Source organism: Rhizobium sp. AN5, assembly GCF_900215255.1.
Lineage (GTDB): Bacteria > Pseudomonadota > Alphaproteobacteria > Rhizobiales > Rhizobiaceae > Agrobacterium > Agrobacterium tumefaciens.
In genome coordinates, this window is the sequence record NZ_OCMJ01000003.1 from 1294944 (window position 1) to 1320700 (window position 25757).

Annotated in this window: 22 protein-coding genes and 1 pseudogene; 11 read left to right on the forward strand and 12 right to left on the reverse strand. The window is 58.2% G+C overall.

Annotation, left to right across the window (positions count from 1 at the left end; genetic code table 11):
* Nucleotides 1-12: 12 nt before the first annotated feature.
* A complete protein-coding gene (locus CRP02_RS09410; RefSeq protein ID WP_097170890.1) occupies nt 13-486 on the forward strand; it encodes a cytochrome P460 family protein in 474 nt (157 codons plus the stop codon).
* On the forward strand, nt 483-1190 hold the full coding sequence (locus CRP02_RS09415) for a DUF4405 domain-containing protein (protein ID WP_097170891.1): 708 nt from the start codon (nt 483-485) through the stop codon (nt 1188-1190). The genes CRP02_RS09410 and CRP02_RS09415 overlap by 4 nt, the downstream gene beginning before the upstream one ends.
* 37 nt (nt 1191-1227) lie before the next feature.
* On the opposite strand, the gene CRP02_RS09420 is transcribed toward CRP02_RS09415, so the two are convergent.
* Nucleotides 1228-1440, reverse strand: coding sequence for a hypothetical protein (locus CRP02_RS09420; protein WP_097170892.1), 213 nt, complete (start codon nt 1438-1440; stop codon nt 1228-1230).
* Nucleotides 1441-1895: 455 nt separating this feature from the next.
* Between CRP02_RS09420 and CRP02_RS09430 the strand changes: the two genes are divergently transcribed.
* On the forward strand, nt 1896-3119 hold the full coding sequence (locus CRP02_RS09430; protein ID WP_097170894.1) for a hypothetical protein: 1224 nt from the start codon (nt 1896-1898) through the stop codon (nt 3117-3119).
* On the opposite strand, the pseudogene CRP02_RS09435 reads toward CRP02_RS09430, so the two are convergent.
* The 3 genes and pseudogenes from CRP02_RS09435 to CRP02_RS09445 form a co-directional block, all read right to left on the reverse strand.
* A pseudogene (locus CRP02_RS09435) lies at nt 3049-3469 on the reverse strand (IS66 family transposase); the annotation flags it as partial. The gene CRP02_RS09430 and the pseudogene CRP02_RS09435 overlap by 71 nt on opposite strands.
* A gap of 58 nt (nt 3470-3527) precedes the next feature.
* Nucleotides 3528-4811 (reverse strand): beta-ketoacyl-ACP synthase II, encoded by a 1284-nt coding sequence (gene fabF / locus CRP02_RS09440; protein WP_097170895.1) that lies wholly within the window; start codon nt 4809-4811, stop codon nt 3528-3530.
* A gap of 173 nt (nt 4812-4984) precedes the next feature.
* Entirely contained in the window at nt 4985-5572 is a 588-nt protein-coding gene (locus CRP02_RS09445; RefSeq protein WP_097099650.1) for a TetR/AcrR family transcriptional regulator, read from the reverse strand.
* Between the two features lie 98 nt (nt 5573-5670).
* Here CRP02_RS09445 and CRP02_RS09450 point away from each other — a divergent pair, with 98 nt between their 5' ends.
* Nucleotides 5671-6783 carry an efflux RND transporter periplasmic adaptor subunit gene (locus CRP02_RS09450; protein ID WP_097170896.1) on the forward strand — a complete coding sequence of 371 codons (1113 nt, stop codon included), beginning with the start codon at nt 5671-5673 and terminating at the stop codon, nt 6781-6783.
* The gene (locus tag CRP02_RS09455) at nt 6783-9893 is read left to right on the forward strand and encodes an efflux RND transporter permease subunit (protein WP_097170897.1); all 3111 of its coding nucleotides are present in this window, start codon (nt 6783-6785) and stop codon (nt 9891-9893) included. Before CRP02_RS09450 ends, CRP02_RS09455 begins: the two co-directional genes overlap by 1 nt.
* A gap of 352 nt (nt 9894-10245) precedes the next feature.
* On the opposite strand, the gene CRP02_RS09460 is transcribed toward CRP02_RS09455, so the two are convergent.
* Entirely contained in the window at nt 10246-10794 is a 549-nt protein-coding gene (locus CRP02_RS09460) for a TetR/AcrR family transcriptional regulator (RefSeq protein WP_097170898.1), read from the reverse strand.
* 112 nt (nt 10795-10906) lie between these two features.
* Between CRP02_RS09460 and CRP02_RS09465 the strand changes: the two genes are divergently transcribed.
* The 4 genes from CRP02_RS09465 to CRP02_RS09480 all read left to right on the forward strand — a co-directional run bounded on the left by CRP02_RS09465 (nt 10907) and on the right by CRP02_RS09480 (nt 15042).
* Nucleotides 10907-11695 carry an SDR family NAD(P)-dependent oxidoreductase gene (locus CRP02_RS09465; protein WP_097171309.1) on the forward strand — a complete coding sequence of 263 codons (789 nt, stop codon included), beginning with the start codon at nt 10907-10909 and terminating at the stop codon, nt 11693-11695.
* Between the two features lie 57 nt (nt 11696-11752).
* Entirely contained in the window at nt 11753-12847 is a 1095-nt protein-coding gene (locus CRP02_RS09470) for an alkene reductase (RefSeq protein ID WP_097170899.1), read from the forward strand.
* A 254-nt stretch (nt 12848-13101) separates the two neighbouring features.
* The gene (locus CRP02_RS09475; RefSeq protein ID WP_097170900.1) at nt 13102-13926 is read left to right on the forward strand and encodes an oxidoreductase; all 825 of its coding nucleotides are present in this window, start codon (nt 13102-13104) and stop codon (nt 13924-13926) included.
* Between the two features lie 111 nt (nt 13927-14037).
* Nucleotides 14038-15042: an NADP-dependent oxidoreductase gene (locus CRP02_RS09480; RefSeq protein ID WP_097170901.1), complete on the forward strand. Its 1005-nt coding sequence runs from the start codon at nt 14038-14040 to the stop codon at nt 15040-15042.
* 40 nt (nt 15043-15082) lie between these two features.
* Here CRP02_RS09480 and CRP02_RS09485 read toward each other — a convergent pair whose 3' ends face one another.
* Both CRP02_RS09485 and CRP02_RS09490 read right to left on the reverse strand, forming a co-directional pair.
* Nucleotides 15083-15664 carry a TetR/AcrR family transcriptional regulator gene (locus CRP02_RS09485; RefSeq protein WP_097170902.1) on the reverse strand — a complete coding sequence of 194 codons (582 nt, stop codon included), beginning with the start codon at nt 15662-15664 and terminating at the stop codon, nt 15083-15085.
* A 219-nt stretch (nt 15665-15883) separates the two neighbouring features.
* Entirely contained in the window at nt 15884-18169 is a 2286-nt protein-coding gene (locus CRP02_RS09490; protein ID WP_097170903.1) for an FdhF/YdeP family oxidoreductase, read from the reverse strand.
* A 155-nt stretch (nt 18170-18324) separates the two neighbouring features.
* Here CRP02_RS09490 and CRP02_RS09495 point away from each other — a divergent pair, with 155 nt between their 5' ends.
* Both CRP02_RS09495 and CRP02_RS09500 read left to right on the forward strand, forming a co-directional pair.
* The gene (locus CRP02_RS09495) at nt 18325-19548 is read left to right on the forward strand and encodes an MFS transporter (protein ID WP_097170904.1); all 1224 of its coding nucleotides are present in this window, start codon (nt 18325-18327) and stop codon (nt 19546-19548) included.
* 10 nt (nt 19549-19558) lie between these two features.
* Nucleotides 19559-20674 (forward strand): FAD-dependent monooxygenase, encoded by a 1116-nt coding sequence (locus tag CRP02_RS09500; protein WP_097099640.1) that lies wholly within the window; start codon nt 19559-19561, stop codon nt 20672-20674.
* 95 nt (nt 20675-20769) lie between these two features.
* On the opposite strand, the gene CRP02_RS09505 is transcribed toward CRP02_RS09500, so the two are convergent.
* From CRP02_RS09505 to CRP02_RS09525, 5 genes are all read right to left on the reverse strand, one after another.
* Nucleotides 20770-22443 (reverse strand): FAD-dependent oxidoreductase, encoded by a 1674-nt coding sequence (locus tag CRP02_RS09505; RefSeq protein ID WP_097170905.1) that lies wholly within the window; start codon nt 22441-22443, stop codon nt 20770-20772.
* A gap of 57 nt (nt 22444-22500) precedes the next feature.
* Nucleotides 22501-22806, reverse strand: a complete 306-nt coding sequence (locus CRP02_RS09510; RefSeq protein WP_003519260.1) for a UBP-type zinc finger domain-containing protein — start codon at nt 22804-22806, stop codon at nt 22501-22503.
* 28 nt (nt 22807-22834) lie between these two features.
* Entirely contained in the window at nt 22835-23206 is a 372-nt protein-coding gene (locus tag CRP02_RS09515) for a response regulator transcription factor (RefSeq protein WP_097170906.1), read from the reverse strand.
* A gap of 91 nt (nt 23207-23297) precedes the next feature.
* A complete protein-coding gene (locus CRP02_RS09520; RefSeq protein ID WP_013762159.1) occupies nt 23298-23939 on the reverse strand; it encodes a response regulator transcription factor in 642 nt (213 codons plus the stop codon).
* Entirely contained in the window at nt 23932-25509 is a 1578-nt protein-coding gene (locus CRP02_RS09525) for a sensor histidine kinase (protein WP_097170907.1), read from the reverse strand. The genes CRP02_RS09520 and CRP02_RS09525 overlap by 8 nt, the downstream gene beginning before the upstream one ends.
* Nucleotides 25510-25757: the final 248 nt, after the last annotated feature.

Sequence of the window (25757 nt, forward strand, 5' to 3'; positions counted from 1 at the left end):
AGAGGAGTCTGAATGAAGAAGATTATTGGCAGCATAGGTGGCGCGGCAGTGGCAGGTCTTACCGTCCTGCTCGTCGGCATGCAGGTCCATGCTGAGCAGACACGCGCGACGATGCCCGACATCGCAAAGCTTGTTCACTATACGACGGTAACGCGCGGCGAAGTCACCGAGCACATTATGACGACACGCGAGGCGATCGAGGCCGTCAAGCGCGGTGATCCAATCCCGAATGGCACTCACGTCGCGCTCGTCGACTACCGCGACGGTAAAGTCTTCCGGTATTTTATCATGGAGAAGGGCGAGAACTGGGGGCAAGACTACGACGAAAATCGCCGCACCGCCGACTGGCAGTTCCAGTGGTTCAAGCCGGATGGCTCGATTAACGAAGCGGAGAATACCGCCCGCTGCCAGAGCTGTCACATGTCTCGCGCGGATCGGGATTTCCTGTACACATTTAACGAGATGCGGCGGTTCGAGTTTAAATGACCGTGTTCCGTCTCCGCCTGCTGCTGGACTTCCTGGCCGTCGCTCTCGTCATCGCCTGCCTCGCATATTGGTGGCTCGACAATCTCTCCCACGAGCTGTTCGGCACGGCCCTGTTCGTTCTCGTGATCGTGCACAACGTCTTCAATAGGCGTTGGTACGGCAGCGTGACGAAGCGCAAGGTTGATGCCACCCGCATCGTCAACCTGGTCACCATCTTTTGCCTCGCTATCGGCATGACGGTCATGCTGGTGACGAGCTTGCTGGTCTCCCGTGACCTCTTCCCGTTCACCGCCCTCAGCGGTGCTTTCGCCGTTAGGGAAATCCATATGTTCGCCGGATACTGGGTTTTGCTGATCATCGCAATTCATCTGGGAACGCGGTGGACCGTTGTGATGAACACGATCCAGTCAACCTTGCGTCTTGCCTCGCCAAGTACCTTACGCACCATGGTTCTTAGGGCGATGGCCTTGGCCATTGCGATCTGGGGTGTGAAAAGCTCGTTCGAGATGGCTTTCGGGACCAAGTTGATGCTGACCTATTCGCTGGATATGTGGGACTTCAGCGAGAACACAGTTGGCTTTTTCATAGGATATGCGTCGATTGTTGGCCTATATGTCGCCATCACGCACTACGCGCTGGGTTTTCTCGGCAGCGCCATAAAAGGATGGCGGGAGGACGACCAGCGTCGCGGAAGAGCGCCATGACTGCTTTTGGCGGATAGCGTTGAAAAACTCGCTAGGGTCAGTGGATCAATTGCAAGAGTACAGAAGGTGAGCTTAGAAAAGCGCCGCCCACCAGGCCCACAAACCCCAAAGCAATTGCGCCCATAATCCCGTGGGTTTCCCAGCCGACCAAAGCACCGAAACCGGTCGACAGAAGGATAATCGACACTGCCCAGATCACCTTGATAATGGACCGTGTAGGTGGTTTAACCGCGGGTTCTTCAGATGACATGATAGCTCGCTACAAAGTTTGGCGACTTTGATATAATATTGGATTTGCAATCCGCTATAGGCGCGATCCAATCGTCGCATTGATTTGCGGAGGATTGAGCGATGATGGGATGTCAGGTAGCTCCGGCGCAGCTCTTCTACGCTCGGCAAGTTCAAGAGCATCCTCGATATCTACACCCCGGAAAGCATGTCGAAGGATCGGTCGTACCCGCCGTGAAGCTCCCCACGACGATGGAAATCAGCCAAAACCTGCTGTACATATACGTACAAGGGATCATCATCATCACCAACAGCGCCGGAAACCACGTTTTTTCCAAACGCGGACCGGTTGAGTAAGTCGCACAGTAACAAAGCGGAAGCCGAAATTCGTGCTGTTTCGGCTATTGTGCCGCCTTCTTGGGATATTTCGTCCAAGTGCATCTGGCACCAGTGTTATCAAAGCGAGGGCATTTTCCAATGAAGACGTTAAGTCAGTCGCCCGTCGATCGAATATCGGAGGGCTACGCCTTTAACTGCGGACTGATAAGAGAAGGTGATATTCTTCTTTGCACCGATCCGGATGACATCATCAGCAAGGCCATAAGAAGGGCGACCGGTCGCAGCATTCTTCAGCCCTCAAATTTCTCTCACGCCGCCATATGCACGTTTCGGCCTCTGTTCATCGAGGCAGATTTCTTTGGTGTGGCCGAATTTTCGTTGGACAGGAAGAACCTCGCGCAAAAGCGATCGGCGCGGATTTTGCGTTTAAAGTCGTCGGTTCCTCGGGCTTCCGAAATTGCAAAGGCTGCGGCGGAAATTGCCGTGCAATATCAAGCGAAACGTTACGACAAGATCGCGGCTGTAGCCTCAATCTTTGGGGGAGCAAAAGCAACCACTGGAATATTCTGCTCTTATCTCGTCTCAGCGGCATATCTGGCTGCTGGCCTCAATATCGCTCCTCATTGCTCCTCGCCGTCAGCAACGACACCTGCTGACATTGAGCTTTCTCCTGACTTCGAAGACATCACGGATCAGGTCTTATTGCGAGCGCGGTTCAGTGAAGGTTTGACGTACTACTTTCTTGATCGTCCGCCGCAATTTGCTCTCGGCGAAAAAAACGACCCGGATGCCCCTTCACCTGCTCAAGCCTACAACATCGCACTGCGTGAGGTAGGAGAGCGGATATCAAGGTTTTTGGAAAAAAGGAAACTCCCGCCAGCAGCAAGCTATCTTGAGGCGCAAGAGGCGCTCGCCCGCTACGAAAGTGAAGCGTGGTTTCCTGAGCTCGACGCGCTATTCGCGCGATCCATTCGGGAGCTTGCGTTGCCTAGAATTCGGGAGGCGGGTCCGACCGTGAGCCTGGCGCGTGGGCGGGACGAACTCCATACCGCACGTGTGCTGTCCGAGGGCGCGGTCGGCGAAGAGGACCTCCAGTTCTGGGTCAACAATACCATGCACAGGATTAACACCACGCAGCGGTTGATCGAGGATCGGGAAAATTCGATTCACGTGTTCGGCCTGGGCGTGCAAACGACAGGGTGGCACACCCTTCGCGCCTGGATCGAATGCGAGCAAGAGATTTGCGATGGTCTCCATGACAATTTGAGGTTGTACGCGAGGCAGATCGCTCTTATGCACAGCTTTGCTGTGGCCAAGGACTGGAAGCTCTTCTTCGGAGAAGATGGGTATTGCCATCTATGATGGCAGTGATTGCGGCGGCCAAACAGGCATGAGGATCGACGGCATTGAGCTAAAAGATCTTTGATGAGCGACGCAATAGTTGGCCAATTCTAGGCTCCCGCGTCATGTCCTGCAAAGAGCGCGTTCTCGCGATCGAGAGCTATCGGCCGGATAGTTCGTTCGACGCTGTTGTTGTCGATCTCAATGTGGCCGTCGGTCAGGAAGACCTTCAGGCCGACCCAATATTTGGCGAGGTAGGCCAACGCCTCGCCGAGTGGGGACTTGGCCGCGACAAAGGCAGGGTGATGGACGAGCCAGGCATGCATGTCGGCGATAAGCGGCGCTGATCGTTCATGCCGTCCGGCTAGGCGGGGCCAGTGCCGCCGCCCATGCCTGCGGTTTCAGAGTGTGGTAGCGCGACGGTGATCCTCAGCTAGCGCCGTTTCCCTTCGGCCAGCGCCGGAACACTGCGCTCGCATTGACACCGCCAAAACCGAAACCATTGGATATTGCGAATTCAGCGTCTAACTGGCGCGCGTGGTTCGCCACAAAATCGATGCCTTCGGCTTCCGGATCCGGAGCATTCAGGTTGAGAGTTGGCGGCGCAATCTGGTTCTTGAGTGCCAGAATGGTGAAGATTGCTTCCAATCCTCCAGCCGCGCCAAGTAGGTGTCCTGTTGCTGACTTCGTCCCGCTGACAGCGACAGTCTTCTCGGAACCAAAGATACTTTTGATGGCCCTGATTTCGCCGAGGTCTCCGACCGGGGTCGAGGTGGCGTGGGCATTCAGATGACCTATTTCGCTTGGGGAAATTCCCGCCTGCGCAATGGCGATCTCCATGGCTCTTTTGGCACCGTTCCCGTCTTCTGGTCCTGACGTGATGTGATGAGCGTCGGCTGTCGTGCCGTATCCGACGAGTTCGGCAATTGGTGTAGCGCCGCGAGCAAGTGCGTGGCTCAAGGATTCAATGACAAGCATGCCCGCTCCTTCGCCCATGACGAAGCCATCGCGTGATGTGTCGAAGGGGCGCGATGCCTTGTCCGGCGTTTCGTTGAAAGCAGTCGACAGAGATCTGGCGGCTGCAAAACCTCCGAGGCTGACGATGTTCATGCAGGCTTCTGTTCCGCCGCATATCGCAATTTCGGCTTCATTTGACCGAATAATCCTCGCAGCATCGCCAATTGCCTGAACGCCAGCAGCGCACGCGGTAACCGGTGCACCGAGAGGGCCTGTGAAGCCATGACGGATTGAGACATGCCCGGCTGCGAGATTGACTAGAAACGACGGTATGGTGAAGGCCGAAAGGCGACGGACACCGCGTTGATCGACGGTGCGAACCGCATCGGTTATCGCAGGAAAGCCGCCGATACCGGACGCGATAATCGTCGCGGTCCTCAGCCGTTCCTCATTCGAGGTCGGCTTCCAGTTTGCTTGTGCAAGCGCTTCTTCCGCGGCTGCCAGTGCAAATATGATAAAACGGTCGACCTTGCGTTGGTCCTTCGGAGCCACAATGGTGTCGGGATCGAAGCCGCCCTCCGGATCTTCCATTAATGAGGGCACAACGCCCCCGATTTTCGATGGCAGGTCCCCCACGACGTCGTCGCCCAGACGTCGAATGCCACTTCGACCCGCGAGCAGGCGCGACCAGGAGATACCGACATTCGCTCCAAGGGGACTGACAGCTCCCATTCCTGTGACAACGATACGACGCATGTTTTACACCTGTTCTTCGTTTAAATTGGCATGCCTTCGGCATCCCGACCGACGGTGCGGTCAGGGCCTGTTCTCAGGATATGCAGTTTACTCAGTGCCTAAATCGCACCCGCCCGAACCCGACGCGGCGACTGCGTTTGGCTTTTGTTTTCCCTAGCTACCGAGCGCAATCCTCAGGCCGCATGATCAGCGCCTGCGATGCGCCTGATTTCCTCCGCCGCTGCGTCGAGGATTCCTTGAGACGTATTCTCGTCTTCCATGATCCGCGACAGGGTAACGGCGCCGACCATGAGAGACAGGATCGCCATCGCCTTGCCGCTCGGATTGGAGCTCCTGGTGTCATCAAGCAGTTCATTGAGCACCTCGAAGTGAGCGCGTATCCCATCCTCGAATGGACGTCTGACTTCTTCACTCTGCCGAGTAGCGTCCGACCCCAGTGCCACCAGGGGGCAACCTTCTGCCTTTTCTCCACGGTGGTCCCTGGACAGATAGAACGCCATCACTGCTTCGAGAGGATCGGAACTGTCCGCAGCCGCTTCAGACCATCTGCGTGTAGCGCTTTCCATCGCGCGCCTCGAAGCCTGGGCTGCAAGATCGTCCTTCGATGCAAACTGCTTGTAGAACCCGCCTTGAGTGAGTCCTGCACCCTTCATCAAATCTTTCAGGCCAATGCCATCGAATCCGTGCTCGCGAAACAGACGGCTGGCAACGTTGATCACCGTCTCCCGATTTTCCTCGGCTTGTGCCCGGCTCACTCTCATATCGACCTCCGGTTAGATTTCGTTTGACATTTATATCGCATATAGATTTAGATCGCAATCTAAATCATTTGCACCGCTGGTCAAGAAGAGAACTTACAATGAAACGCAAACATGTCCTGACTGTCGTGGGTCTTGTCGCAGCGGCTGGGGCCGCCGCCTTTTTCCTCGTTTCTGAAACCCCAAAACGGGAAGCCGAGGCCGCAGACCCAAGGACGGCTTCACCACTGGTAAGGATTGCGGAGGCGAAAAGGACCGGCAGGGGCGATCGGTCATTCACCGGGACGGTCGCATCGCGCGTTCAAAGCAATCTCGGATTTCGCGTTCCCGGTAAAATCGTGGAGCGGTTGGTCGATGTCGGTCAGCAGGTCAAACAGGGCCAACCGCTGATGCGCATTGATGAGACCGATCTTCAGCTTGCACTGACAGCAAAGCGGAATACGGTCATATCAGCGCGTGCTATCCTGCTTCAGGCGCAAGCCGATGAGAAGCGCTATGCGGCACTGGTCAAGAATGGCCTGGCGGCCACGCCCCAGCGTTATGAACAGGCAAAGGCGGCTCTCGATACAGCGACGGCACAGCTTGCGGCGGCCGAGGCGGAAGCGGAGGTGGCCGAGAACGCGGCAACCTACACCACTCTTGTTGCTGACTCGGATGGAACGGTCGTCGAAACTCTCGGTGATCCGGGACAAGTGGTCGCCGCCGGCCAGACGGTTGTTCAACTCGCAAAGGCGGGCCCTCGCGAGGCGGTCGTCTGGCTGCCTGAGACGCTGCGACCTAAGGTGGGATCGGAAGCACAGGCCAGTGTTTATGGAAGCGACGGGCTTAGTGGAAACGCCAGACTGAGACAAATCTCCGATTCGGCTGATCCTCAAACGAGAACCTACGAAGCGCGTTACATTCTTGAGGGTGATGCGGCCTCAGCACCGCTTGGCGCCACTGTAACAATCAGAACACCCGATGCCGAACGCCAGTCGGAGATCGCCGTCCCCGTCGGCGCCATCCTGGACGACGGCAATCGCACAGGCGTGTGGATCGTCGACGGCGCCACGTCAAAGGTGAAGTTCACCCCGATTAAAGTTCAGCAGATTGGCGAGGAGACGGCATTCGTCACGGGGATCGGCACCGGGGAGCAGGTCGTTGCCCTCGGCGCGCATCTTCTCGACGATGGTGCGACCGTCAGGATTGCCTCGAGCCAAGAGGTGAAAAACTAATGCGCTTCAACCTGTCAGCCATCGCGGTTCGCGAACGCGCCATCACCCTGTTCTTTATCGTGCTGCTGGCCGCAGCCGGCGTCTACGCTTTCGTCAAGCTGGGGCGCGCCGAGGATCCGTCCTTCACCATCAAGACATTGACGGTTACGTCAGTCTGGCCGGGCGCAACAGCGCGAGAAATGCAGGACCTCGTCGCCGAGCCGCTTGAGAAACGTATTCAGGAACTGACCTGGTACGACCGCGTCGAGACCACGACGAGGCCAGGTTACGCTTTCCTGACAGTCACCCTCAAGGATAACACGCCGGCAAGTGCGGTTGCAGAAGAGTTCTATCAGGCGCGCAAGAAGCTTGGCGACGAAGCCCGCAATCTCCCTCCGGGCGTCATGGGCCCATTCGTCAACGACGAATATTCCGACGTGAGTTTCGGCCTCTATGCCCTGAAGGCAAAGGGAATGCCCATGCGCGATCTCGTTCGGCAAGCGGAAGTCATCCGCCAGGACCTCCTGCACGTGCCCGGCGTCAAGAAAATCAACATCGTCGGCGAGCGCCCCGAGCAGATTTTTGTCGAGTTCTCCTATGCGAAGCTCGCGACACTCGGCATATCCGCGCAGGATATCGCTTCTGCGTTGCAGCGACAGAACACGGTCACGCCTGCGGGTTCCATCGACACACGAGGACCACAGGTCTTTATCCGCTTCGACGGAGCTTACAACAGTGTGCAGGCGATTGCCGACACGCCGATCGTTGCTGCTGGACGAACCCTGAAGCTCTCCGATCTTGCAGAGGTGCGACGCGGTTATCTGGATCCTGCCACGTATATCATCCGCCACGAGGGCGAGCCGACAATCATGCTGGGTGCGGTGATGCAGGCGGGATGGAACGGTCTTGATCTCGGCAAGGCGCTTGAGGCTCGGTCCGCAGCAATTGCACAGACGCTGCCGCTGGGCATGACGCTTACCAAAGTCAGCGACCAGGCCGTCAACATCGATGAAGCCGTCGGCGAGTTCATGCTCAAGTTCGCGATGGCGCTTGGCGTGGTTCTGTTTGTCAGTCTGGTGGCACTCGGCTGGCGCGTTGGCATTGTTGTCGCACTTGCTGTGCCACTCACCCTTGCGGTGGTCTTCCTCATCATGCTGGAGACCGGGCGTTTCTTCGACCGCATCACGCTTGGCGCTTTGATCCTCGCGCTTGGCCTTCTAGTTGACGATGCCATCATTGCCATCGAAGTGATGGTGGTGAAGATGGAAGAGGGCATGGACCGCATCAAGGCGGCCGCCTATGCCTGGAGCCATACGGCAGCGCCGATGCTGTCCGGTACGCTGGTCACGATCATCGGACTGATGCCCGTGGGTTTTGCCAAGTCGACCGCAGGCGAATATGCCGGCAACATCTTCTGGGTCGTGGGCTTTGCGCTCATCGTATCCTGGATCGTCGCCGTCACCTTCACGCCCTATCTCGGTGTGAAGATGTTGCCCAACATCAAGCCGGTCGAGGGCGGTCATCACGCCATCTATGACACGCCGAATTACCGCCGTCTGCGTTCCGTCATCGAGTTCGCTGTCCGCCATAAGTTCATGGTCTGTGCCGTGGTCGGCATTTCCATGGCCGTTTCGATCGTTGGAATGGGCGGCGTGAAACAACAGTTTTTCCCGACATCGGATCGGCCTGAGGTGCTGGTCGAGGTGCGTATGCCCGAGGGCACGAGCATCGAGGCGACGACATCTGCGGTGAAGAAAGTCGAGGACTGGCTGCAAACGCAGCCTGAGACCAATATCGTCACGTCCTACGTAGGGCAGGGCGCACCCCGGTTCTTCTTTGCCATGGCACCGGAACTACCTGACCCTGCCTTCGCCAAGGTCGTCGTACTCACACCCGACGCCCACGCACGTGAAGAACTGAAGCATCGCCTTCGTGCAGCTATTTCAGAGGGCCTTGTTCCTGAAGCGTCCGTCCGCGTCACCCAGCTCGTATTTGGTCCTTACACGCCGTTCCCGGTCGAGTTCCGGATCATGGGGCCCGATCAGGATGAACTCTATAGGATTTCTGAGCAGGCTCTGGCGATCATGAAGACTATTCCAGATGTCCGCCAAGCCAACCGTGACTGGGGCAACCGAACACCCGTTCTGCGATTTGTGCCCGACCAGGAGCGGCTCAATCTGATCGGTCTTTCTCCATCGGAGGCAGCCCAGCAGCTGCAGATGCTGCTCTCCGGCATCCCCGTTACGCAGGTGCGCGACAATATCCGCAACGTGCCCGTCGTCGCTCGCAGTGCTGGCGAAAACCGCCTCGATCCGTCGCGTCTTGCCGATTTCTCTCTAATGAGCAGGGATGGCCGTCAGGTTCCGCTGGATCAACTCGGGCACTCCGAAATCCGGTTTGAAGAACCTATCCTGAAGCGTCGCGACCGCACGCCTGTCATCACGATCAGGTCTGATATCAACGAGGCGACGCAGCCTCCGGAGGTTTCCCAGCAGGTTATGAAAGCTCTGCAGCCACTCATCGCGTCGCTTCCCGTTGGATATCGTATCGAGATGGGCGGCAACATTGAGGAGTCCCTCAAGGCCAATACGGCACTCGCTCAGGTTTTCCCGGTGATGATTGCTGCCATGCTGATCGTCATCATCCTGCAGGTTCGCAGTCTCTCGACAATGACAATGGTGATGCTGACAGCGCCGCTTGGTCTTGCCGGGGTGGTTCCGACCCTGCTCCTGTTCAATCAGCCTTTCGGCTTCAACGCCATTCTCGGCTTGATCGGACTGGCGGGTATCCTGATGCGCAACACGCTTATTCTGACAGAGCAAATCAAGGAGAACAAGGCGGCGGGGCTCGATGACTATCATGCCGTTATCGAAGCGACAGTGCAGCGGACACGACCCGTGATCCTGACGGCTCTCGCGGCGATCCTGGCGTTCATACCTCTGACGCACTCAGTATTTTGGGGGTCGATGGCCTATACCCTGATCGGTGGAACGGCAGCAGGCACGGTAATGATCCTGCTCTTCCTTCCGGCCCTCTATGCTGTCTGGTTCCGGATCAAGCCACCCAAGGCAGGTGCCGAAAAAGAGACGGTCGAGGACGTAGGGCAGCCACTGGCGCTCGCGGCAGAGTAGGGGCGTCCATGCGTGCCGGCTCAAACCTGAAGCGTGATGTGACGCCGGCATTTAAGGGCAGCAGGAGCCGAACAATGCGTGGCCGCGCACCATCTGGCCGAGCACGGTCGAAAGGCTATGGTTTTCCATCTCATCCACATCCGGACCGATCTTCCGGCCGGACTCATCACGCGGATACAAGACCCCGGCAGCCTATGCCCGGCTCCAATGCTGCGGGAGATCAAAGCTTCGCTTTGCTACAGATGGCCCACACCGCGCCAACTGGAATGTTGAAAAACGCAGAACCTCCAATCGCATTTGGATGAAGGTTCCGTGGGAGGTCATGCCGGTACGCGTCGTCGTTCTTTGCGGACTAACTGACGCTATTATCGATCCATGCGTGCGTCTGTTCCAGAATCTCGTCCGATAGTTCCGGATCGTCGATTGCCCGGGCGAGTATGACCGCCCCAACCATCGCCGCCCAGCTTCCTATCGCTGTGCGCCGGCGATCTGTCGGGTCCAGTTGCGGGAGTGCCTTTTCGATCCGGTTGATCTGCGCGCGAAGGCCTTCTGTCATTGCGGAGCGCGCCGGCGGCGTCTGGTGGCGAATTGCTGCAGCGAGACCGGCGGTTGGGCAGCCACCGGCAGCGTTGTCGCGATGGCGAGGCGCAAGATAGGATTTGACGAAATCGCTGAAGTTGCCTCCTCCGACGCTATCCGAAGCAAGGGCATGGGCAAGGGTCTCCGCGACCAGATCGTCTTTTGAACTAAAATGTCCATAAAAGCCGCCGTGAGTAAGACCGGCTGCCTTCATCACCTCCGCAACGCTGACGGCATCGAACCCCTTGTCGCGAAACAGCCGGCTGGCGACATCCAGAATCCGGCGACGGTTTTCCGCCATCTGTTCTCGGCTGACTTTCATTTTCACAATTCTCCCAACATGGTCGTTGACATTTACATGATGGCTATCATATTTAAATCCAATCATGATGATCGTCATGAATATAGGTTCCATCACAGAAAAGAGCAATCCTATGAACACAAATCCTGCAGTCCTCATCACCGGCGCCTCCACCGGTATTGGTGCAACCTATGCCGATCGGTTTGCGCGGCGCGGCCACGATCTCGTGCTGGTCGCCCGTGACGTGGCGCGAATGGAGGCCGTTGCAAGCCGTCTGCGACAGGAAACCGGCGTGGCCATAGACATCGTCCAGGCGGATCTCACGCAACTCGCCGATGTTGCGAAAGTAGAGACGAGACTGCGCGACGATGCCCGCATCGGCATCCTCGTCAACAATGCCGGAACGGCCATCGGTGGAACGTTCATCGAGCAGAGCACCGACGACATGGCCCGGCTTGTTGCACTCAACTCGACTGCACTCGTTCGCCTTGCCAGCGCAATTGCACCTCGACTCGCCAAGAAAGGTGAGGGTGCAATCGTCAACATCGGCTCCGTGGTTGGCCTGGCGCCGGAGTTCGGCATGACGGTCTACGGCGCAACCAAGGCCTTTGTCCTCTTCCTGTCTCAGGGGCTTAGCCTCGAGCTTGGACCGAAGGGCGTCTACGTTCAGGCTGTTCTTCCCGCCACGACACGAACCGAAATCTGGGACCATGTCGGCGCCGACGTCAATGCACTGAACAACGTCATGGAAGTGGGCGACCTTGTGGATGCGGCTCTGGTCGGCTTCGACCGTCGCGAGCCGGTGACCATCCCGCCGCTTCCCGATGCCGGTCAGTGGGAAGCCTTTGAAGCTGCGCGCAAGACCATGCTGGCCAACTTCGGCAATGCGCTGCCCGCCGAACGGTACCGCACCGTCGCTTGAGCAGACCGCGCAACCCACCGGACACATACCGCCGCGGCGGCAACACATAGGCAAATCATGACTAAAAAGACGCTTTTCGAACCCTATACGCTCGGCTCCCTGACGCTTTCCAACCGGATCGTCATGGCGCCCCTGACGCGCAATCGCGCCGGTTCGGGCTTTGTTGCAGGTGACCTGACGGCTGAATATTACGGCCAGCGTGCTTCGGCCGGGCTCATCATTTCCGAAGCCACGCAGATATCACAGCAGGGGCAGGGATATCAGGACACGCCCGGTATCTATACCCAGGCGCAGATCGAAGGCTGGCGCAAGGTCACCAGTGCGGTGCACGAGAAGGGTGGCCATATATTCCTCCAGCTCTGGCACGTCGGTCGCATCAGCCATGTTGATCTCCAGCCGAACGGCGCAGCGCCGGTTGCCCCTTCAGCCATCCGCGCCGAGACAAAGACGTTCGTCAACAATGCCTTCGTGGACGTTTCGCAACCCCGTGCCCTTGAACTGGAAGAGCTTCCTGGGATCGTCAACGATTTCCGTCAGGCGGCAGCCAACGCCATCGAGGCTGGTTTCGATGGTGTCGAGATCCACGGGGCCAACGGCTATCTGCTTGATCAGTTCGCCAAGGACGGTGCGAATCTTCGCACAGACGCCTATGGTGGCTCTGTCGAAAACCGTGCGCGCCTCATGCTGGAAGTCACGGCGGCGGTTGTCGAGGAAATCGGCGCTGCACGCACCGGCATCCGCATCTCGCCGGTCTCGCCCGCCAATGGCATTTCGAGTACTGATCCACAGGCGCAGTTCGATTACATCGTCGATCAGCTCGAAGCCCTTGGCATCGTGTACATTCATGTCGTCGAGGGTGCCACAGGTGGGCCGCGCGATGTCGCGCCATTCGACTTCGGATCATTGCGCCGTCGCTTCAGCAAGACCTATATCGCCAACAACGGCTATGACTTCGAGCTGGCGAGTTCGCATCTTGCCGAGGGTCGGGCGGATCTGATCGCCTTCGGCCGGCCGTTCATTGCCAATCCCGATTTGGTTGAGCGATTGAAAAGCGATGCGCCGTTGGCAGAGATAAACCCGGCTACGCTCTACGGTGGCGGTGCCGCGGGTTATATCGATTACCCCTCGTTGGCGGCAGCTGCCGGGCGTTGACTACTTTTGGGGTCGCTCGCTGGTGCGGCCCCATCAGATCAGTGTGCTTTGCCTGATCCTTTGCGGATTGGTGCCGCGTCCCGACACTGAAGGGTTACCCTTTCCCTCACCACCTGAAAGTCACGCTTGACTTTAATGATGATATACATCATTAAAAATTATCAATGATGACGATAATCATCATAAAATTCGTGTCGTAAAACCATATGCCTTGGCGGCAATCCATGGTGATACCGAAAAGAGAGAAAGACGCTATGGCGACGTTTGCTACGAAGAGACAGAAGACCGCCTTTGTGACCGGGGCTTCCAGTGGGATTGGCAAGGCGGCCGCCTCGGCTCTGGCCCGGGCAGGCTACCGGGTGATTGGCACCAGTCGTAAGGCCGCACCTGGCGAGATACGTGATGGCGTTCGAATGATTGCTTGTGACGTGACCTCCGATTCGTCTGTCTCGGATGCCGTGGCGCTGGCACATCAGGAACTTGGTCGCATCGACCTTCTGGTCAACAACGCCGGTTACGCCCTGTCCGGGGCTGCCGAAGAAAGCTCGGTGGATCAGGTTCGTTCGCTGTTCGAGACCAATTTTCTGGGTGTCGTTCGGGTGACCAATGCCGTGTTGCCGATGATGCGCCAACAGGGCTATGGCAGGATATTGAACATCGGCTCTGTCCTGGGCTTAATACCCGGTCCTTTTGGAGCCTATTACTCGGCCAGCAAGCACGCCATTGAGGGCTATTCGGAATCGCTGGACCATGAGGTTCGCCAGTTCGGCATCCGTGTCGCCGTGATCGAGCCTTGGGCAACGAAAACCTCGATCGAGGCCAATTCTCCGCAAGGCGACCGTCCGGTTGCAGCTTATGGCCAGACACTGGCCAGATACCGCACGGCGTTTGACTTGGCCATGGCGACCGGCGACACGGCGGATGATGTTGCGGCCACCATCCTGATGGCGGCGCAGGACAAGGCGCCGCGGCTGCGCTACCCCTCGGGCAAGGCGGCCCGGCAGACCTCGTTTGCCCGGCGTTTCCTGCCGCGCGCGCTGTTTGATCGAACCTTGCGCAAGCAATTCAACATCGCCTGAGCGAGAATGACGGCCACGGCAGGGCCTTCCAACAACATGCTCACTTCGCGCTGAAAGCCTTGGCTTTTTTGGCCATCTGAGCCGATAATATTTTTACACTGGAGAACGTCCGTGAAAGCCTTCGTCGTCGACAAATACAAGAAGAAGGGCGCCTTGCGTCTGGCCGACATGCCCGAGCCCCGGATGGGCGCGAATGATGTTCTGGTTCGCATTCAGGCCACGGCGATCAACCTTCTGGATTCCAAGGTAAGGGACGGCGAGTTCAAGCTGTTCCTGCCCTATCGCCCGCCCTTTATTCTAGGCCACGATCTGGCCGGAACGGTTGTAAGCGTGGGCGCGAATGTGCGGCAATTCAAGGCTGGGGACGAGGTTTACGCCCGTCCGAGGGATCACCGGGCCGGTACCTTTGCAGAGTTCATCGCAATTGACGCCGCCGATGTAGCGCTGAAGCCCGCGAGCCTTTCGATGGAGCAGGCCGCATCGATACCGCTGGTTGGACTGACCGCCTGGCAGGCGCTGGTGGAGGTCGGCAAGGTCGAGCCCGGCCAGAAAGTGTTCATTCAGGCTGGTTCCGGTGGGGTTGGGACCTTTGCCATCCAGCTTGCCAAGCATCTCGGCGCCACGGTGGCCACCACGACCAGTGCCGCGAATATTGACCTGGTCAAAAGCCTCGGCGCCGATGTGGTGATCGACTACAGGACGCAGGATTTCGAACAGGTGCTATCCGGTTATGATCTGGTGCTGAACAGTCAGGATGCCAAGACGTTGGCCAAGTCGCTGAATGTTCTGAAACCGGGTGGTCGGTTGATATCGATCTCGGGGCCGCCGGATGTTCCCTTTGCCAGATCTCTGGGGCTGAACCTGTTCCTGCGCTTGGTGGTACGGATGCTGAGCCGGGGCGTGCTGAAGAAGGCGAAAAGCCGGGGCGTCTTGTATTCCTTCCTGTTTATGCGCGCGGAAGGGCAACAACTTGCCCAGATCGCCAAGCTGATCGACGCTGGCGTGATCCGTCCGGTCGTGGACAAGGTATTTCCCTTTGCTCAAACGGAAGAGGCCTTGGCCCATGTCGAGACCGGGCGCGCAAGGGGCAAGGTCGTTGTGAAGGTCGCAGACTGAGTTCGTATTTTGCAGGAGATGGGGTCGCATGGCTGCGGCCCTATTGCTCCCGCCCGCCATTTTCGACAGAGGCCCGGCAATCTGCGCGACAAATATCAAGAATTTCATCCGCCAGGGCCGATGCGTCCGGGCAGGCCCGCGATAGCACGATGGCCCCGACAGCTTGCGCCATAATGCTGATGGCTTGCGTGCGGGCATTTGAGCCAGCGGGCTGGTTCGCCGCAAGATTGCTCTCCAGCGCGTCAACAAGGCGCTCGATGCCTTCGCCGAAAACAGCTCTGGTTTCGTTTGGCAGCCGCGCTGCTTCCCCGCTCAGTGCGGCGGCCGTGCAGCCTTGGCCACGCGCATCACGATGCATGCGCGAGATGTAGGCGTCGATCATCTCGCCCAAATCATACCCGGCATAGCGTGCCGACGTTTCGGAAAACCCTTTGGCGGAGGCTTCTGCTATGAGCGCCTCCTTCGAGACGAAGTGGTTGTAAAATCCACCATGGGTCAGGCCCGCACCCTCCATCAGGTCAGCCACGCCAACGCCATCGAACCCTCGTTCGCGAAACATCCCGGATGCAATCGCAACAATCCGGTCATGATTTTCCTGCTTCTTTTCCTTGGTGATCCGCATGTCCGAACCCTTTCGACGGCGCCGTCTCCATGATGTTGGATATCATCATGGATTGAGAGTATTGCTGACGCTTATCATTAATAATGCGCTCAACACAAGGAACACGTCGTATCGGCTACCTAATTTTCCGTCCTTCGCCGCCGACATCTTGTCGCTGGCTGCAACGAAGACTTCTGTTTCTGGGAAGCTGGCCCGGATTGTTAGTTAAATCAAGCTCGGTTACGTGGATCGGCGTATCCTCACTGGAACGCCCTTATATGCTGGGGTGCCGGATTTCCTGTCGTAGTCTGCGAGCGCAATGACCTGGTTCATTTCGGGGTAATAACCTGCTACCGAGCCGGGCGGAATATTGTAGGCAACGGCGGTAAATCCGGTAGCGGTTTTGGCGCCACTCCCGCAAATTGCTTCGACATCGATGAGGTCTCCGTCTCTTAGTCCCCGCGTTTCAAGGTCCCGCTGGTTCATGAAGATGACGTCGCGGCGGCCGTAGACACCACGGTAGCGGTCGTCGAGGCTGTATATGGTGGTGTTGTACTGGTCATGACTGCGCAAGGTGGTCAGCACAAGGGCTTCGGGGTCGTGCAAGCGTGTGTCCTCATCAAGTCCCGGTGCGACGAGAAATTCGGCCTTACCGGACGGCGTATTCCACACACGATCAGAAGCCGCGACCGTGAGCCGGAAGCCTCCGGGCGTTTTCACGCGCGTATTGAAATCATGAAAATCGGGAAATACGATTTCGATCTTGTCGCGGATCTGCTCATAGTCGCCGGCCATCCCGTCCCAGTCGATGTCGTGCCGGTTACCTAGCGTCGCCTTGGCCATGCCGGCAACGATCCAGGGTTCCGAGCGCAACTCATCGCTTGGCGGTTTGAGGAAACCGCGCGACGCGTGCACCATCGACATGGAATCCTCTACCGTGACGGATTGGCGCCCTGTCGCCTGAATATCCAGATCCGTCCGGCCCAGAACCGGCAGGAGGATCGATGTCTTTGCCAGCAGCAGATGCGAGCGATTGAGCTTTGTCGCAAGATGAACGGCCAGATCGAGTTTCCGCATGCCCGCGAACGTCGCTTCAGGATCGGACATTGCGACAGCAAGATTGCCACCAAGGCACACCAACGCTTTTGACCTGCCCTCAATGATGGCCTCGATTGCCTCCACGGCATTATGGCCCTTTTCACCAGACGGGCGGAAACCGAAGGCGTTTTCCATGCCAGCAAGAAGAGCCTCATTGGGAATTTCAGTGATGCCGACGGTCCGGTCGCCCTGAACGTTGGAATGGCCGCGCAGGGGACAGATACCGGCGCCTGGCCGGCCTATATTGCCGCGCAGCATCAGGAAATTGGCGAGTTGCTGCACATTGGCCGTGCCATGGGCATGCTGTGTGATGCCCATGCCATAACAGAGAATGACGTTTTTCGCCTTGAGGTAGACATCCACGGCGCTATCGAGCGCTTCCAGTGACAGGCCGGATTTCTGGATAATTTCCGACCATTGAGTCTGGTCGATATCGGCTTGCAGGGCTTCGAGGCCAATCGTATGCGCCGCGATGAAATCGCGGTCGATGACGCCGGGTCCGCCAGCTTCGATATCGGCCGCGTCCCGCTCGAAGATGCGCTTCATCATGCCCTTGAGTGCGGCAAGATCGCCGCCGGTACGAACCTGATGATAGGCAGACGCGATCGGCGTGGATGACATCGTCGCCATTTCGATCGGATCCTGCGGGGCTGCAAACCGCTCCAGCGCTCGCTCCTTGAGTGGATTGAAGACGACGATCGGCACCCCCCTGCGGGAGGCCTCATGTAATGTCGTCATCATGCGCGGATGGTTGGTGCCGGGATTGTGCCCGAACGAAAAGATCGCGTCGGCATGATCGAAATCCTCCAGCGTTACAGTGCCCTTGCCGACACCGATCGACAGGGGCAGGCCGACGCTGGTGGCTTCATGGCACATGTTGGAACAGTCGGGGAAATTGTTGGTGCCATAGGCGCGAACGAAGAGCTGAAAGAGAAACGCTGCTTCGTTGGAGGCACGACCGGACGTGTAGAACTCGGCCATATGAGGGCTGGGAAGTGCGTTCAACTCCGAGGCAATACGCGCGAATGCGGCATCCCATTCGATCGGCACGTAGCGGTCACTGGCATGATCATAGATCAGCGGATGCGTCAGGCGCCCCTGATCTTCAAGCTTGTGGTCGGTCCATTGCCAGAGATCCGTCACCGAATGAGCGGCAAAGAAATCGGGGCCAACGCGCTTGGCCGTCGATTCCCAGGTGATCGCCTTTGCTCCGTTCTCGCAGAACTCAAATGAACTTGTGTGCTTCGGATCGGGCCAGGCGCAGCCTGGACAATCGAAGCCTTCGGGCTGGTTGGCCTTTAACAAGGTCGCCGCGCCCTCGGCAATGATCTGCTGATGAGCAAGTGTTTTGGCAACGGCTTTTAGTGCGCCCCAGCCACCTGCTGGCGCTGTGTAATGCTCTATCCCATCCGGCCGCTTCTCGCTCATCACAGTCTCCCTTCAGCGTGTTTCAACAAATCTAGCATCGAACGCATCAGTACGAACCTAGACCGATGTATAGGTCCAGGTAGACGTCAATCGAATGTGCGGCCAACGAGATTGAGCATATTTTCCCAGATCAAGATTGGCGGTGGAACAGTATCATGGAAAAGACAGGACAGATGCAAGCCGGGGCGGCAAGCGCCACCCACAATGATGCGATCGGACAAGTGGCGCTTCTGGCCATGGCCGTCGCGGGCGGTATTGCCGTCGCAAACATCTACTACAATCAGCCGATGCTCGGGCTTATCGAAGCGGATTTCAGTCGGCAGCCAGTTACCGGCATGGTGCCCACCGCAACGCAACTCGGTTACGCACTGGGGTTGTTCCTTTTACTGCCGCTCGGCGACCTCGTTAATCGCCGCCGGATGATCATTGGGCAATTCGTGGTGCTTGCCGCCGCGCTCGCGCTCGCTGCACTGGCGCCGACGGCCTGGATGCTGGTTGCAGCATCGGTCATGGTTGGAGCATGCTCGACAGTCGCCCAGCAGATCGTGCCCTTTGCGGCATCGCTGGCCGCGCCCGAAAAGCGCGGCGCCACAATCGGCACCGTCATGGCAGGCGTATTGTCGGGCATATTGTTCAGCCGCACCCTGTCGGGCTTCGTGGGCGAACACGCCGGCTGGCGGGAAATGTTCTGGATCGGCGTACCGCTTGCCCTGCTCGCCGCGGGCCTCATGTTTGCGGTCCTGCCGCATCATCGGCCAACCTCGACTTTGCGATATCATCAGGCCGTCCGGTCGCTCGGCCAGCTATGGAAACGCCACCCGGCCTTGAGGGCAGCGACTATCATCCAGGCGTTTCTGTTCGCGTCGTTCACGGCCTTCTGGACCATCCTCGCTCTCTATCTGGCGGGGCCAGAATTTCAGCTCGGTGCGGATGTCGCGGGTCTGTTTGGGATCGTCGGTGCGGTCGGCATATTTGCAGCGCCTCTGGCAGGAGTTGTTGCCGACAGACGGGGACCGCATTTCGTGGTCTGGATGGGCGCCGGATTGACGATCGCCGCCTGGCTTATCTTCGGCCTCTGGGCATCGATCGCTTCCTTGGTTGTAGGCGTCATCGTGCTTGATTTCGGCATACAGAGCGCGCTGATTTCTAACCAGCACATCATTTATGCCCTGGATGCCGATGCGCGTAGCCGTCTCAACACGGTCTTCATGACTGGCATGTTTCTGGGGGGTGCCACAGGTTCGGCGATGGCGACACTGGCCTGGGGGCAGGGCGGCTGGCTCGTCGTCAGCCTTCTCGGCGCGGCGTTTGGCCTCGTAGCCTTCGCGGTTAAAATATTTCATCATCGCCGGCATTCGCTGACGGTTGTCGGAAACTGAGGGCGGAACGATGGAAAAGCTACGTATAGGAATCGTCGGCGGTTCGCTTGCCGGCCTCTTCGCTGGCATCATGTTACAACAGGCTGGCCACGATGTTCGCATCTACGAGCGATCGAAGAGCGGTCTTGGAGGTCGGGGAGCGGGCCTCGTCGGTCAGAGGGACCTGCTGCACATTCTCCGGCTGATTGGCTGCGAGCATGTCGCCCGTATCGGCGTGGTGGCTAAGGAACGCATCTATCTCGATCAGGACGGCCGTATCGCCCAGACCGTTAAGGCGCCCCAGACCCAGATCTCCTGGGACTACCTGTTCGAAACTGTCGCTTCTCGCATCGCTTCAGGAAGCTATGTGCTGGGGCGGGATGTCGTCAAAGTGCTGGATGGCGAGAGTGGCGCGGAGCTGATTTTTGGTGACGGCACGCGGGTGAGTGCCGATCTGGTTATCGGTGCCGATGGCCTTGGTTCCGTGGTGCGCGCAGCGGTCAATCCCGGAGACACGCAAAACCGCTATTCCGGCTATGTCGCATGGCGTGGATTGATCCCGGAAACGAGGCTTCCAACGGCAGCAAATCTGCTTCTCGACCGGTTTGCCTTTCATGTCAGGCCGGGCGTACATGCGCTCGGTTATCTTGTCCCGGGCTCAAAGGGCGAAATGGACATCGGCAATCGCCGATATAACTGGGTCTGGTATCGCAAAGTGCCAGCAAGCGAACTTGCCCACACGTTCACCGATCTGGATGGGCGAACGCATGCATTTTCGCTGCCGCGTGGTGGCTTGTCGAGCGACCGTCTGGAGGCGTTGCGCGTCGATGCGCTGCAGATGCTTCCGCCGCAATTCGCGCAGGCCGTCGAGGCGGAGCCAAGCCCCTCTATCCAGGGCATTTTCGACTACGAGTCGCCCCGCATGACGGGCCGTTCGGTCGTCCTCATCGGCGACGCCGCCTTTGTCGCGCGTCCGCACACCGCGATGGGCGTGTCGAAAGCAGCGGGTGATGTCATGGCGCTGAGCAACAGTTTGGAGTCCGAGGTTGACCTTCCCAGTGCCTTGCAGCGGTTCGAGGATGATCGCATCGCGGTTGGCCGGGAAATCGTTGCTTATGGCCGGCAACTCGGTGCGTCGGCTATCTGAGTATCGACCGGCTGTCTGGCACGGTACTCAAAACGATATTTTTAACCCGCTGGCTTCTGCCAGCGGGTTTTTGATTTTGAGAAAAGTCGGATGCTTCAGTTTGGGGGCTTTATCAGGCTTAGTGCGGCGTGGATTTGCGAGACGACGGCGGCACCTTCCCCAACTGCTGCCGCGACCCGCTTGGTCGATCCGGCACGGACATCCCCGATGGCAAAGACGTTCGGCAGGCTGGTTTCGAGAGGCAATGGCTTGCGGGAAAAACGACAATGCTCATCGAAGGATTGCCCAGTGACGATGAAGCCCTTGTCATCGGTTTGCACCCGGCTGCTGATCCAGCCAGCGTTCGGATCCGCGCCGATAAAAAGGAAGAGATGATGAAGCGGCAAGGTGTTCACGCTTCCATCCAGGCGGTTGCGCAGTCTTGCGGAGGAAATGCCAGTGGCGTTATCGCCATTGATCGCGTCCACTTCACAATGCATGTGCAGTTGGACATTCGGCAGGGCCTTGATACGGTCGATCAGATATTGCGACATCGTATCTTCGAGTGCGCGCCGCACGACCAGATGAAGTGTCTTGACCTGAGGCGCCAGAAAAACGATGGCCTGGCCTGCCGAATTGCCGCCGCCAACCAGGACGATCTCTTCGCCGGCGCAAAGTTTTGCCTCGATCGGCGAGGCCCAATAGGAAACGCCGTTACCCTCGAAACCGTCAATGTTGTTGATCTCCGGCCGCCTGTAGCGAGCGCCGGATGCGATGACGACACTGCGGGCCGTCACCGATTTTCCACCGTCGAGTTCGAGCGCCAGCACACCGGCGTCATCTTTCGGAGGGATCAGATTTTTGACAGCGACGGGAAGAACCATTTCCGCCCCGAACTTGAGGGCCTGATTGTAGGCACGTCCCGCCAACGCCTGTCCGGATATGCCCGTCGGGAAGCCGAGATAGTTTTCGATCCGAGACGAAGCGCCGGCCTGCCCCCCAATCGAGTGTTCATCGATGACAAGGACGTCGAGCCCTTCCGAAGCGGCATAGACGGCGGTGGCAAGGCCCGCCGGTCCAGCGCCGACAACAGCGACGTCATAGAGCTTTCCGGGCTTGAGGTCCGGCGTCATGCCGAGACATGCTGCGGCCTCCGCATCGGTCGGTTTCTTGAGCACGGTGCCGTTGGGGCAGACCATTAGCGGAAGGTCGGAGGCGAGAATACCCAGACGTTCGATCAGCGCCTTACCTTCACCCTCCATGGCAGCATCAAGCACGATGTGGGGAAAGGCATTGCGGGCTAGAAATCCTTGCAGGCGCGAGAGCGCGGCATTGCCAGCGGTTCCAATCAGAACAGAACCTGCTCCGGCATCGATCAGACCGACGCGGCGCAGGATGAAGGCGCGCATGATGATTTCGCCGACATCGGCCGATCCGATCACCAAGGCCCGCAAATGGGCGGCATCAAAGGGAATGGCCGTGCAGCCCTCGGACCCGGCGCGGGCCCCGGCAAGTGTCGGTCGACCCGACAACTGGTTGACTTCGCCAGACAACTGGCCTGCTCCATGCGTCGTGATCGGCGCCTCGCCGGAAAGACCTTCGTGGCGAAACACGTCCATCGATCCCTTCAGCACCAGCCAGGCGGGCGCTGCGTGGTCTCCTACCTTGTAGACGAAGTCACCACGGGCGAAATCTTTTGGCTCGCCGCTGGCAAAACGCTTGGCCGTCTCGACCTGATGGGGGGTGAGCACCGGAAACATCTGGTCCAGGCGCGCGCTGAGATCTGCCATCTGTTACCTCCAGCTGGAAATGTCGTCCGCAGGTCACCGCCGATTTTTCGGCGAAGTTCAGTAATATCGCGGTATCGGCCCGCGTTGCGGTGTCTGATCAGGCAGGTCCACCATGGTTTCGTCCACATAACACCAGCCCCAGCCTTCCGGCGGGTCATAGCCCTCGATGATGGGGTGGCGGGTGGTGTGGAAATGCGCGGTCGCGTGGCGGCCGGGGGACTGATCGCAGCAGCCGACATGACCACATTCGCGGCAGAGCCTCAAATGAAGCCATATCTGGCCAGTTTCGAGACATTCCTCACAGCCAAGCGTCATGGGCTTGACCGATCGGATCGTCGGCAGGTGCGAGCATTGGTCAGACATGGTTCCACTCCTGAACGTGTTGGAAATTTCAGTGCTTCAGTGCTTCTTCAAGACACAGTATAAGCTGGTTGAAATCGACTGGCTTCCCAAGGAATGCGAATGCACCGCCATCCATCGCCGCTGCTCTCGTTCGCTCGTCGCAATAGGATGTCATGAAGATCATCGGCGGCTTTTGATCACCACGCGAGTTTAACACGTCCTGCATCTGGATGCCGCTTAAGCCTGGCATTTTAACGTCGACCAGCATGCAGTCGATCGCAACGCGATCACCGCGGGCCAGAAAGTCTTCCGCAGACGAAAACAGCCGGCTCTCGTAACCGCAGGACAAAACGAGATCGTCAAGGGCTTCGCGGATCGACCGATCGTCGTCAACGATGGCTATGACAGGTATTTTGGACAATTTGATTGGGCCTTGCCTCTTAAAATCAACTGGCTTCTATATGCGCCATCGCGACACAACATTGCACCATACAAGGGTCTAGGTTTTGGCCTCAAAGGCCCAGCAGTTCCGCCTTGCGCACCAGTTCGGCTACGGAGCGCGCCTCCATTTTGCGCATGACATTGCCGCGATGCAGCTTGACCGTGATCTCACTGATCCCGAGGTTGAACGCAATCTGCTTGTTCATCAGGCCTTGCACGACAGCCGTCATGACCTCATGCTCGCGGCGGGTCAATGTCTTGGCCAGTTCCACGACGGCGCCATTTGCAGCAGATTGCTGGCGCATTTCCCGATCTTTCTGAAAAGCGACCGAGACGGCGTCTAGGATGTCCTGGTCCCGAAAAGGTTTGGTCAGGAAGTCGATGGCGCCTGCTTTCATGGCACGGACTGTCATTGGTATATCACCGTGACCGGTCATGAAGATGATCGGCATTCGGTTGCCGAGTTTTTCCAGGTGGAGCTGAAAATCAAGGCCGTTCGCACCGGGCAGGCGAACGTCGAGAAGAATGCAGCCAGGTCGGTCCAGATCGGCATTTTCGAGCAGGTCCTGGGCGCTTTCAAAGGATTTTGCTTCTGTTCGAATTGACAGGAACAGATCGACCAAAGCCTCGCGTATCGCAGTATCGTCATCGACGACGTAGACAACCGGCGTATCGCCGTTCGGCGGTTTGGCGGACTTTCTCGCATCATTCATGGGTTGCCTCCATCGGTACGATCATTTCGAACAATGCGCCACCATCGGTGTGATTGCCGGCAGACAGCGTGCCGCCGCGGGCTTCGAGCATGCTGCGGCAGATGGCAAGGCCCATGCCAAGCCCGGTCGGTTTGGTCGTGCAGAATGGTTTGAACAGGTTTTTGAGAACGTCCGGACTGAGCCCGGGACCTGTGTCGAGAACCTTGATGACCACGCTTTGACCATCCACAGGCTCGATCGTCACCGATATCCGCCGCATGGCTTCCGGGGTTTCGGCCATGGCGTGAAGCGAATTGGTGATCAGGTTGATCAAGACTTGCTGCAGCTCTATCCGCACAGCGTTGACGGTGGGCACATCGCTTGCTGCAGCTATTTCAACAATGACCCCGTTTCTGACAAGCTCGCTCTCCATCAGCGCGCGTGTCTCCGTGACGAGATCGGTCAGAGAAACCGGCTCGATATCGGGCGGGCGGTTACCAAGCATTGATCTTGCGCTCTGAATGATGTCGCTGGCACGCTGGCTGTCACGAGCGATGCGCTCAGCTGAGCGGGAAACGGCTGCCAGATCCGGCGGGTCGCGATCCAGCCAGCGCTGCAGGGTCTGGGCGTTGACCACCAAGGCGCCGAGCGGCTGATTGAGTTCGTGCGCGAGCGAAGCCGATAACGCGCCGACGGTTGCCGCGCGCGACGCCAATGCCAATTCCGCCTGGGCCTCGAACAGTGCTTTCTGGGCGAGTTCCCGCTCCGTAATGTCGAACATACCGACAATGACACGGTTGAAGTTGGCAGGATCTTCAGGAAAGCCAACGGTCAGCAGCACAAATTTGCTGGTGCCATCGCTGGTGATGATGCTGCCCTTGCCTTCGAAATGCGTCTCGTTGTTGAAAATTGCCGCGATGAGATCGAGAAAGGTGGCGTCGTCCTGGGCAATATAGCGGCGCATGGAGCCGGGATTGTTGTTGCCCACATGGCCCAGCAATTCAAGTGCCGCCGCGTTGGCGGCAACGGTAGGCACGCTGACGATGCATCGCTCCAGAAAATCCGGGTTCTCCCGTGCGTGAGCACCAAGGTCTTTGACACCATCTGCTTTCAACGCCATCAGCATGGCGCGGACCTGCGAATAGTCGCGCTCCCAAAGTGCAACGCGGCTTTGCTCGAAAATCGTACGGTAGCGCTCTTCGCTGCTCTGCAGGGCGGCATTGAATTTCACAAGATTGAGGCGCGCGCGCTGATTGCGGATGATCAAGGCGCAGGTGATCAACATTGCAGCAACCGCGACCGCCAGGCGTAGGGTTGCGGCGAGGTCGGTTTGAAGCCCATGGGCTGCAAAATAGGAGACTGCCGCCAGACTGATGCAGATACCGGTCACCAGCATCGTTCCTTTTTCTGTCAGGGTTTCTGCCGACAGGAGCAAGGTGATGACATAGAGCGTGGCAAGCGCGCTGTGGATGTCGGTATAGGTATCGAGATAGAAGATCAGCGCTGCGAGCAAAAATGCGCAGGCGAGCACGCCAAGTTCAAAGCGCGCCGGCAGCCGTCTTTCCGGGTTTACCAGGACCAGCGAATGCAAGGAGATTTCCCACGTTGAGATCGACCGCATTATCAAGCCATCCCTGCTGCCAAAACGCAAATGGCAATCCAATATTCCTATGCAAACTCAATCTCATAACCACGCAAAAAAGAAAGGCCATTCCAGGACAGGGATGGCCTCAGACGAATCGCGACATCCGTGTGCAAGGGCGCGCTTGAACATTCAGGGTACATTGGCATCCAGCATCTCTTCAGTGGAGGGCCTGAATTTGTAGCCTCGGTTCGGCA

Excerpts from the sequence above, each read along its gene's own strand:
- CRP02_RS09410 (WP_097170890.1), top strand. The coding sequence starts at position 13 with ATGAAGAAGATTATTGGCAGCATAGGTGGCGCGGCAGTGGCAGGTCTT.
- CRP02_RS09415 (WP_097170891.1), top strand. The coding sequence starts at position 483 with ATGACCGTGTTCCGTCTCCGCCTGCTGCTGGACTTCCTGGCCGTCGCT.
- CRP02_RS09420 (WP_097170892.1), bottom strand. The coding sequence starts at position 1,440 with ATGTCATCTGAAGAACCCGCGGTTAAACCACCTACACGGTCCATTATC.
- CRP02_RS09430 (WP_097170894.1), top strand. The coding sequence starts at position 1,896 with ATGAAGACGTTAAGTCAGTCGCCCGTCGATCGAATATCGGAGGGCTAC.
- fabF (WP_097170895.1), bottom strand. The coding sequence starts at position 4,811 with ATGCGTCGTATCGTTGTCACAGGAATGGGAGCTGTCAGTCCCCTTGGA.
- CRP02_RS09445 (WP_097099650.1), bottom strand. The coding sequence starts at position 5,572 with ATGAGAGTGAGCCGGGCACAAGCCGAGGAAAATCGGGAGACGGTGATC.
- CRP02_RS09450 (WP_097170896.1), top strand. The coding sequence starts at position 5,671 with ATGAAACGCAAACATGTCCTGACTGTCGTGGGTCTTGTCGCAGCGGCT.
- CRP02_RS09455 (WP_097170897.1), top strand. The coding sequence starts at position 6,783 with ATGCGCTTCAACCTGTCAGCCATCGCGGTTCGCGAACGCGCCATCACC.
- CRP02_RS09460 (WP_097170898.1), bottom strand. The coding sequence starts at position 10,794 with ATGAAAGTCAGCCGAGAACAGATGGCGGAAAACCGTCGCCGGATTCTG.
- CRP02_RS09465 (WP_097171309.1), top strand. The coding sequence starts at position 10,907 with ATGAACACAAATCCTGCAGTCCTCATCACCGGCGCCTCCACCGGTATT.
- CRP02_RS09470 (WP_097170899.1), top strand. The coding sequence starts at position 11,753 with ATGACTAAAAAGACGCTTTTCGAACCCTATACGCTCGGCTCCCTGACG.
- CRP02_RS09475 (WP_097170900.1), top strand. The coding sequence starts at position 13,102 with ATGGCGACGTTTGCTACGAAGAGACAGAAGACCGCCTTTGTGACCGGG.
- CRP02_RS09485 (WP_097170902.1), bottom strand. The coding sequence starts at position 15,664 with ATGCGGATCACCAAGGAAAAGAAGCAGGAAAATCATGACCGGATTGTT.
- CRP02_RS09490 (WP_097170903.1), bottom strand. The coding sequence starts at position 18,169 with ATGAGCGAGAAGCGGCCGGATGGGATAGAGCATTACACAGCGCCAGCA.
- CRP02_RS09495 (WP_097170904.1), top strand. The coding sequence starts at position 18,325 with ATGGAAAAGACAGGACAGATGCAAGCCGGGGCGGCAAGCGCCACCCAC.
- CRP02_RS09500 (WP_097099640.1), top strand. The coding sequence starts at position 19,559 with ATGGAAAAGCTACGTATAGGAATCGTCGGCGGTTCGCTTGCCGGCCTC.
- CRP02_RS09505 (WP_097170905.1), bottom strand. The coding sequence starts at position 22,443 with ATGGCAGATCTCAGCGCGCGCCTGGACCAGATGTTTCCGGTGCTCACC.
- CRP02_RS09510 (WP_003519260.1), bottom strand. The coding sequence starts at position 22,806 with ATGTCTGACCAATGCTCGCACCTGCCGACGATCCGATCGGTCAAGCCC.
- CRP02_RS09520 (WP_013762159.1), bottom strand. The coding sequence starts at position 23,939 with ATGAATGATGCGAGAAAGTCCGCCAAACCGCCGAACGGCGATACGCCG.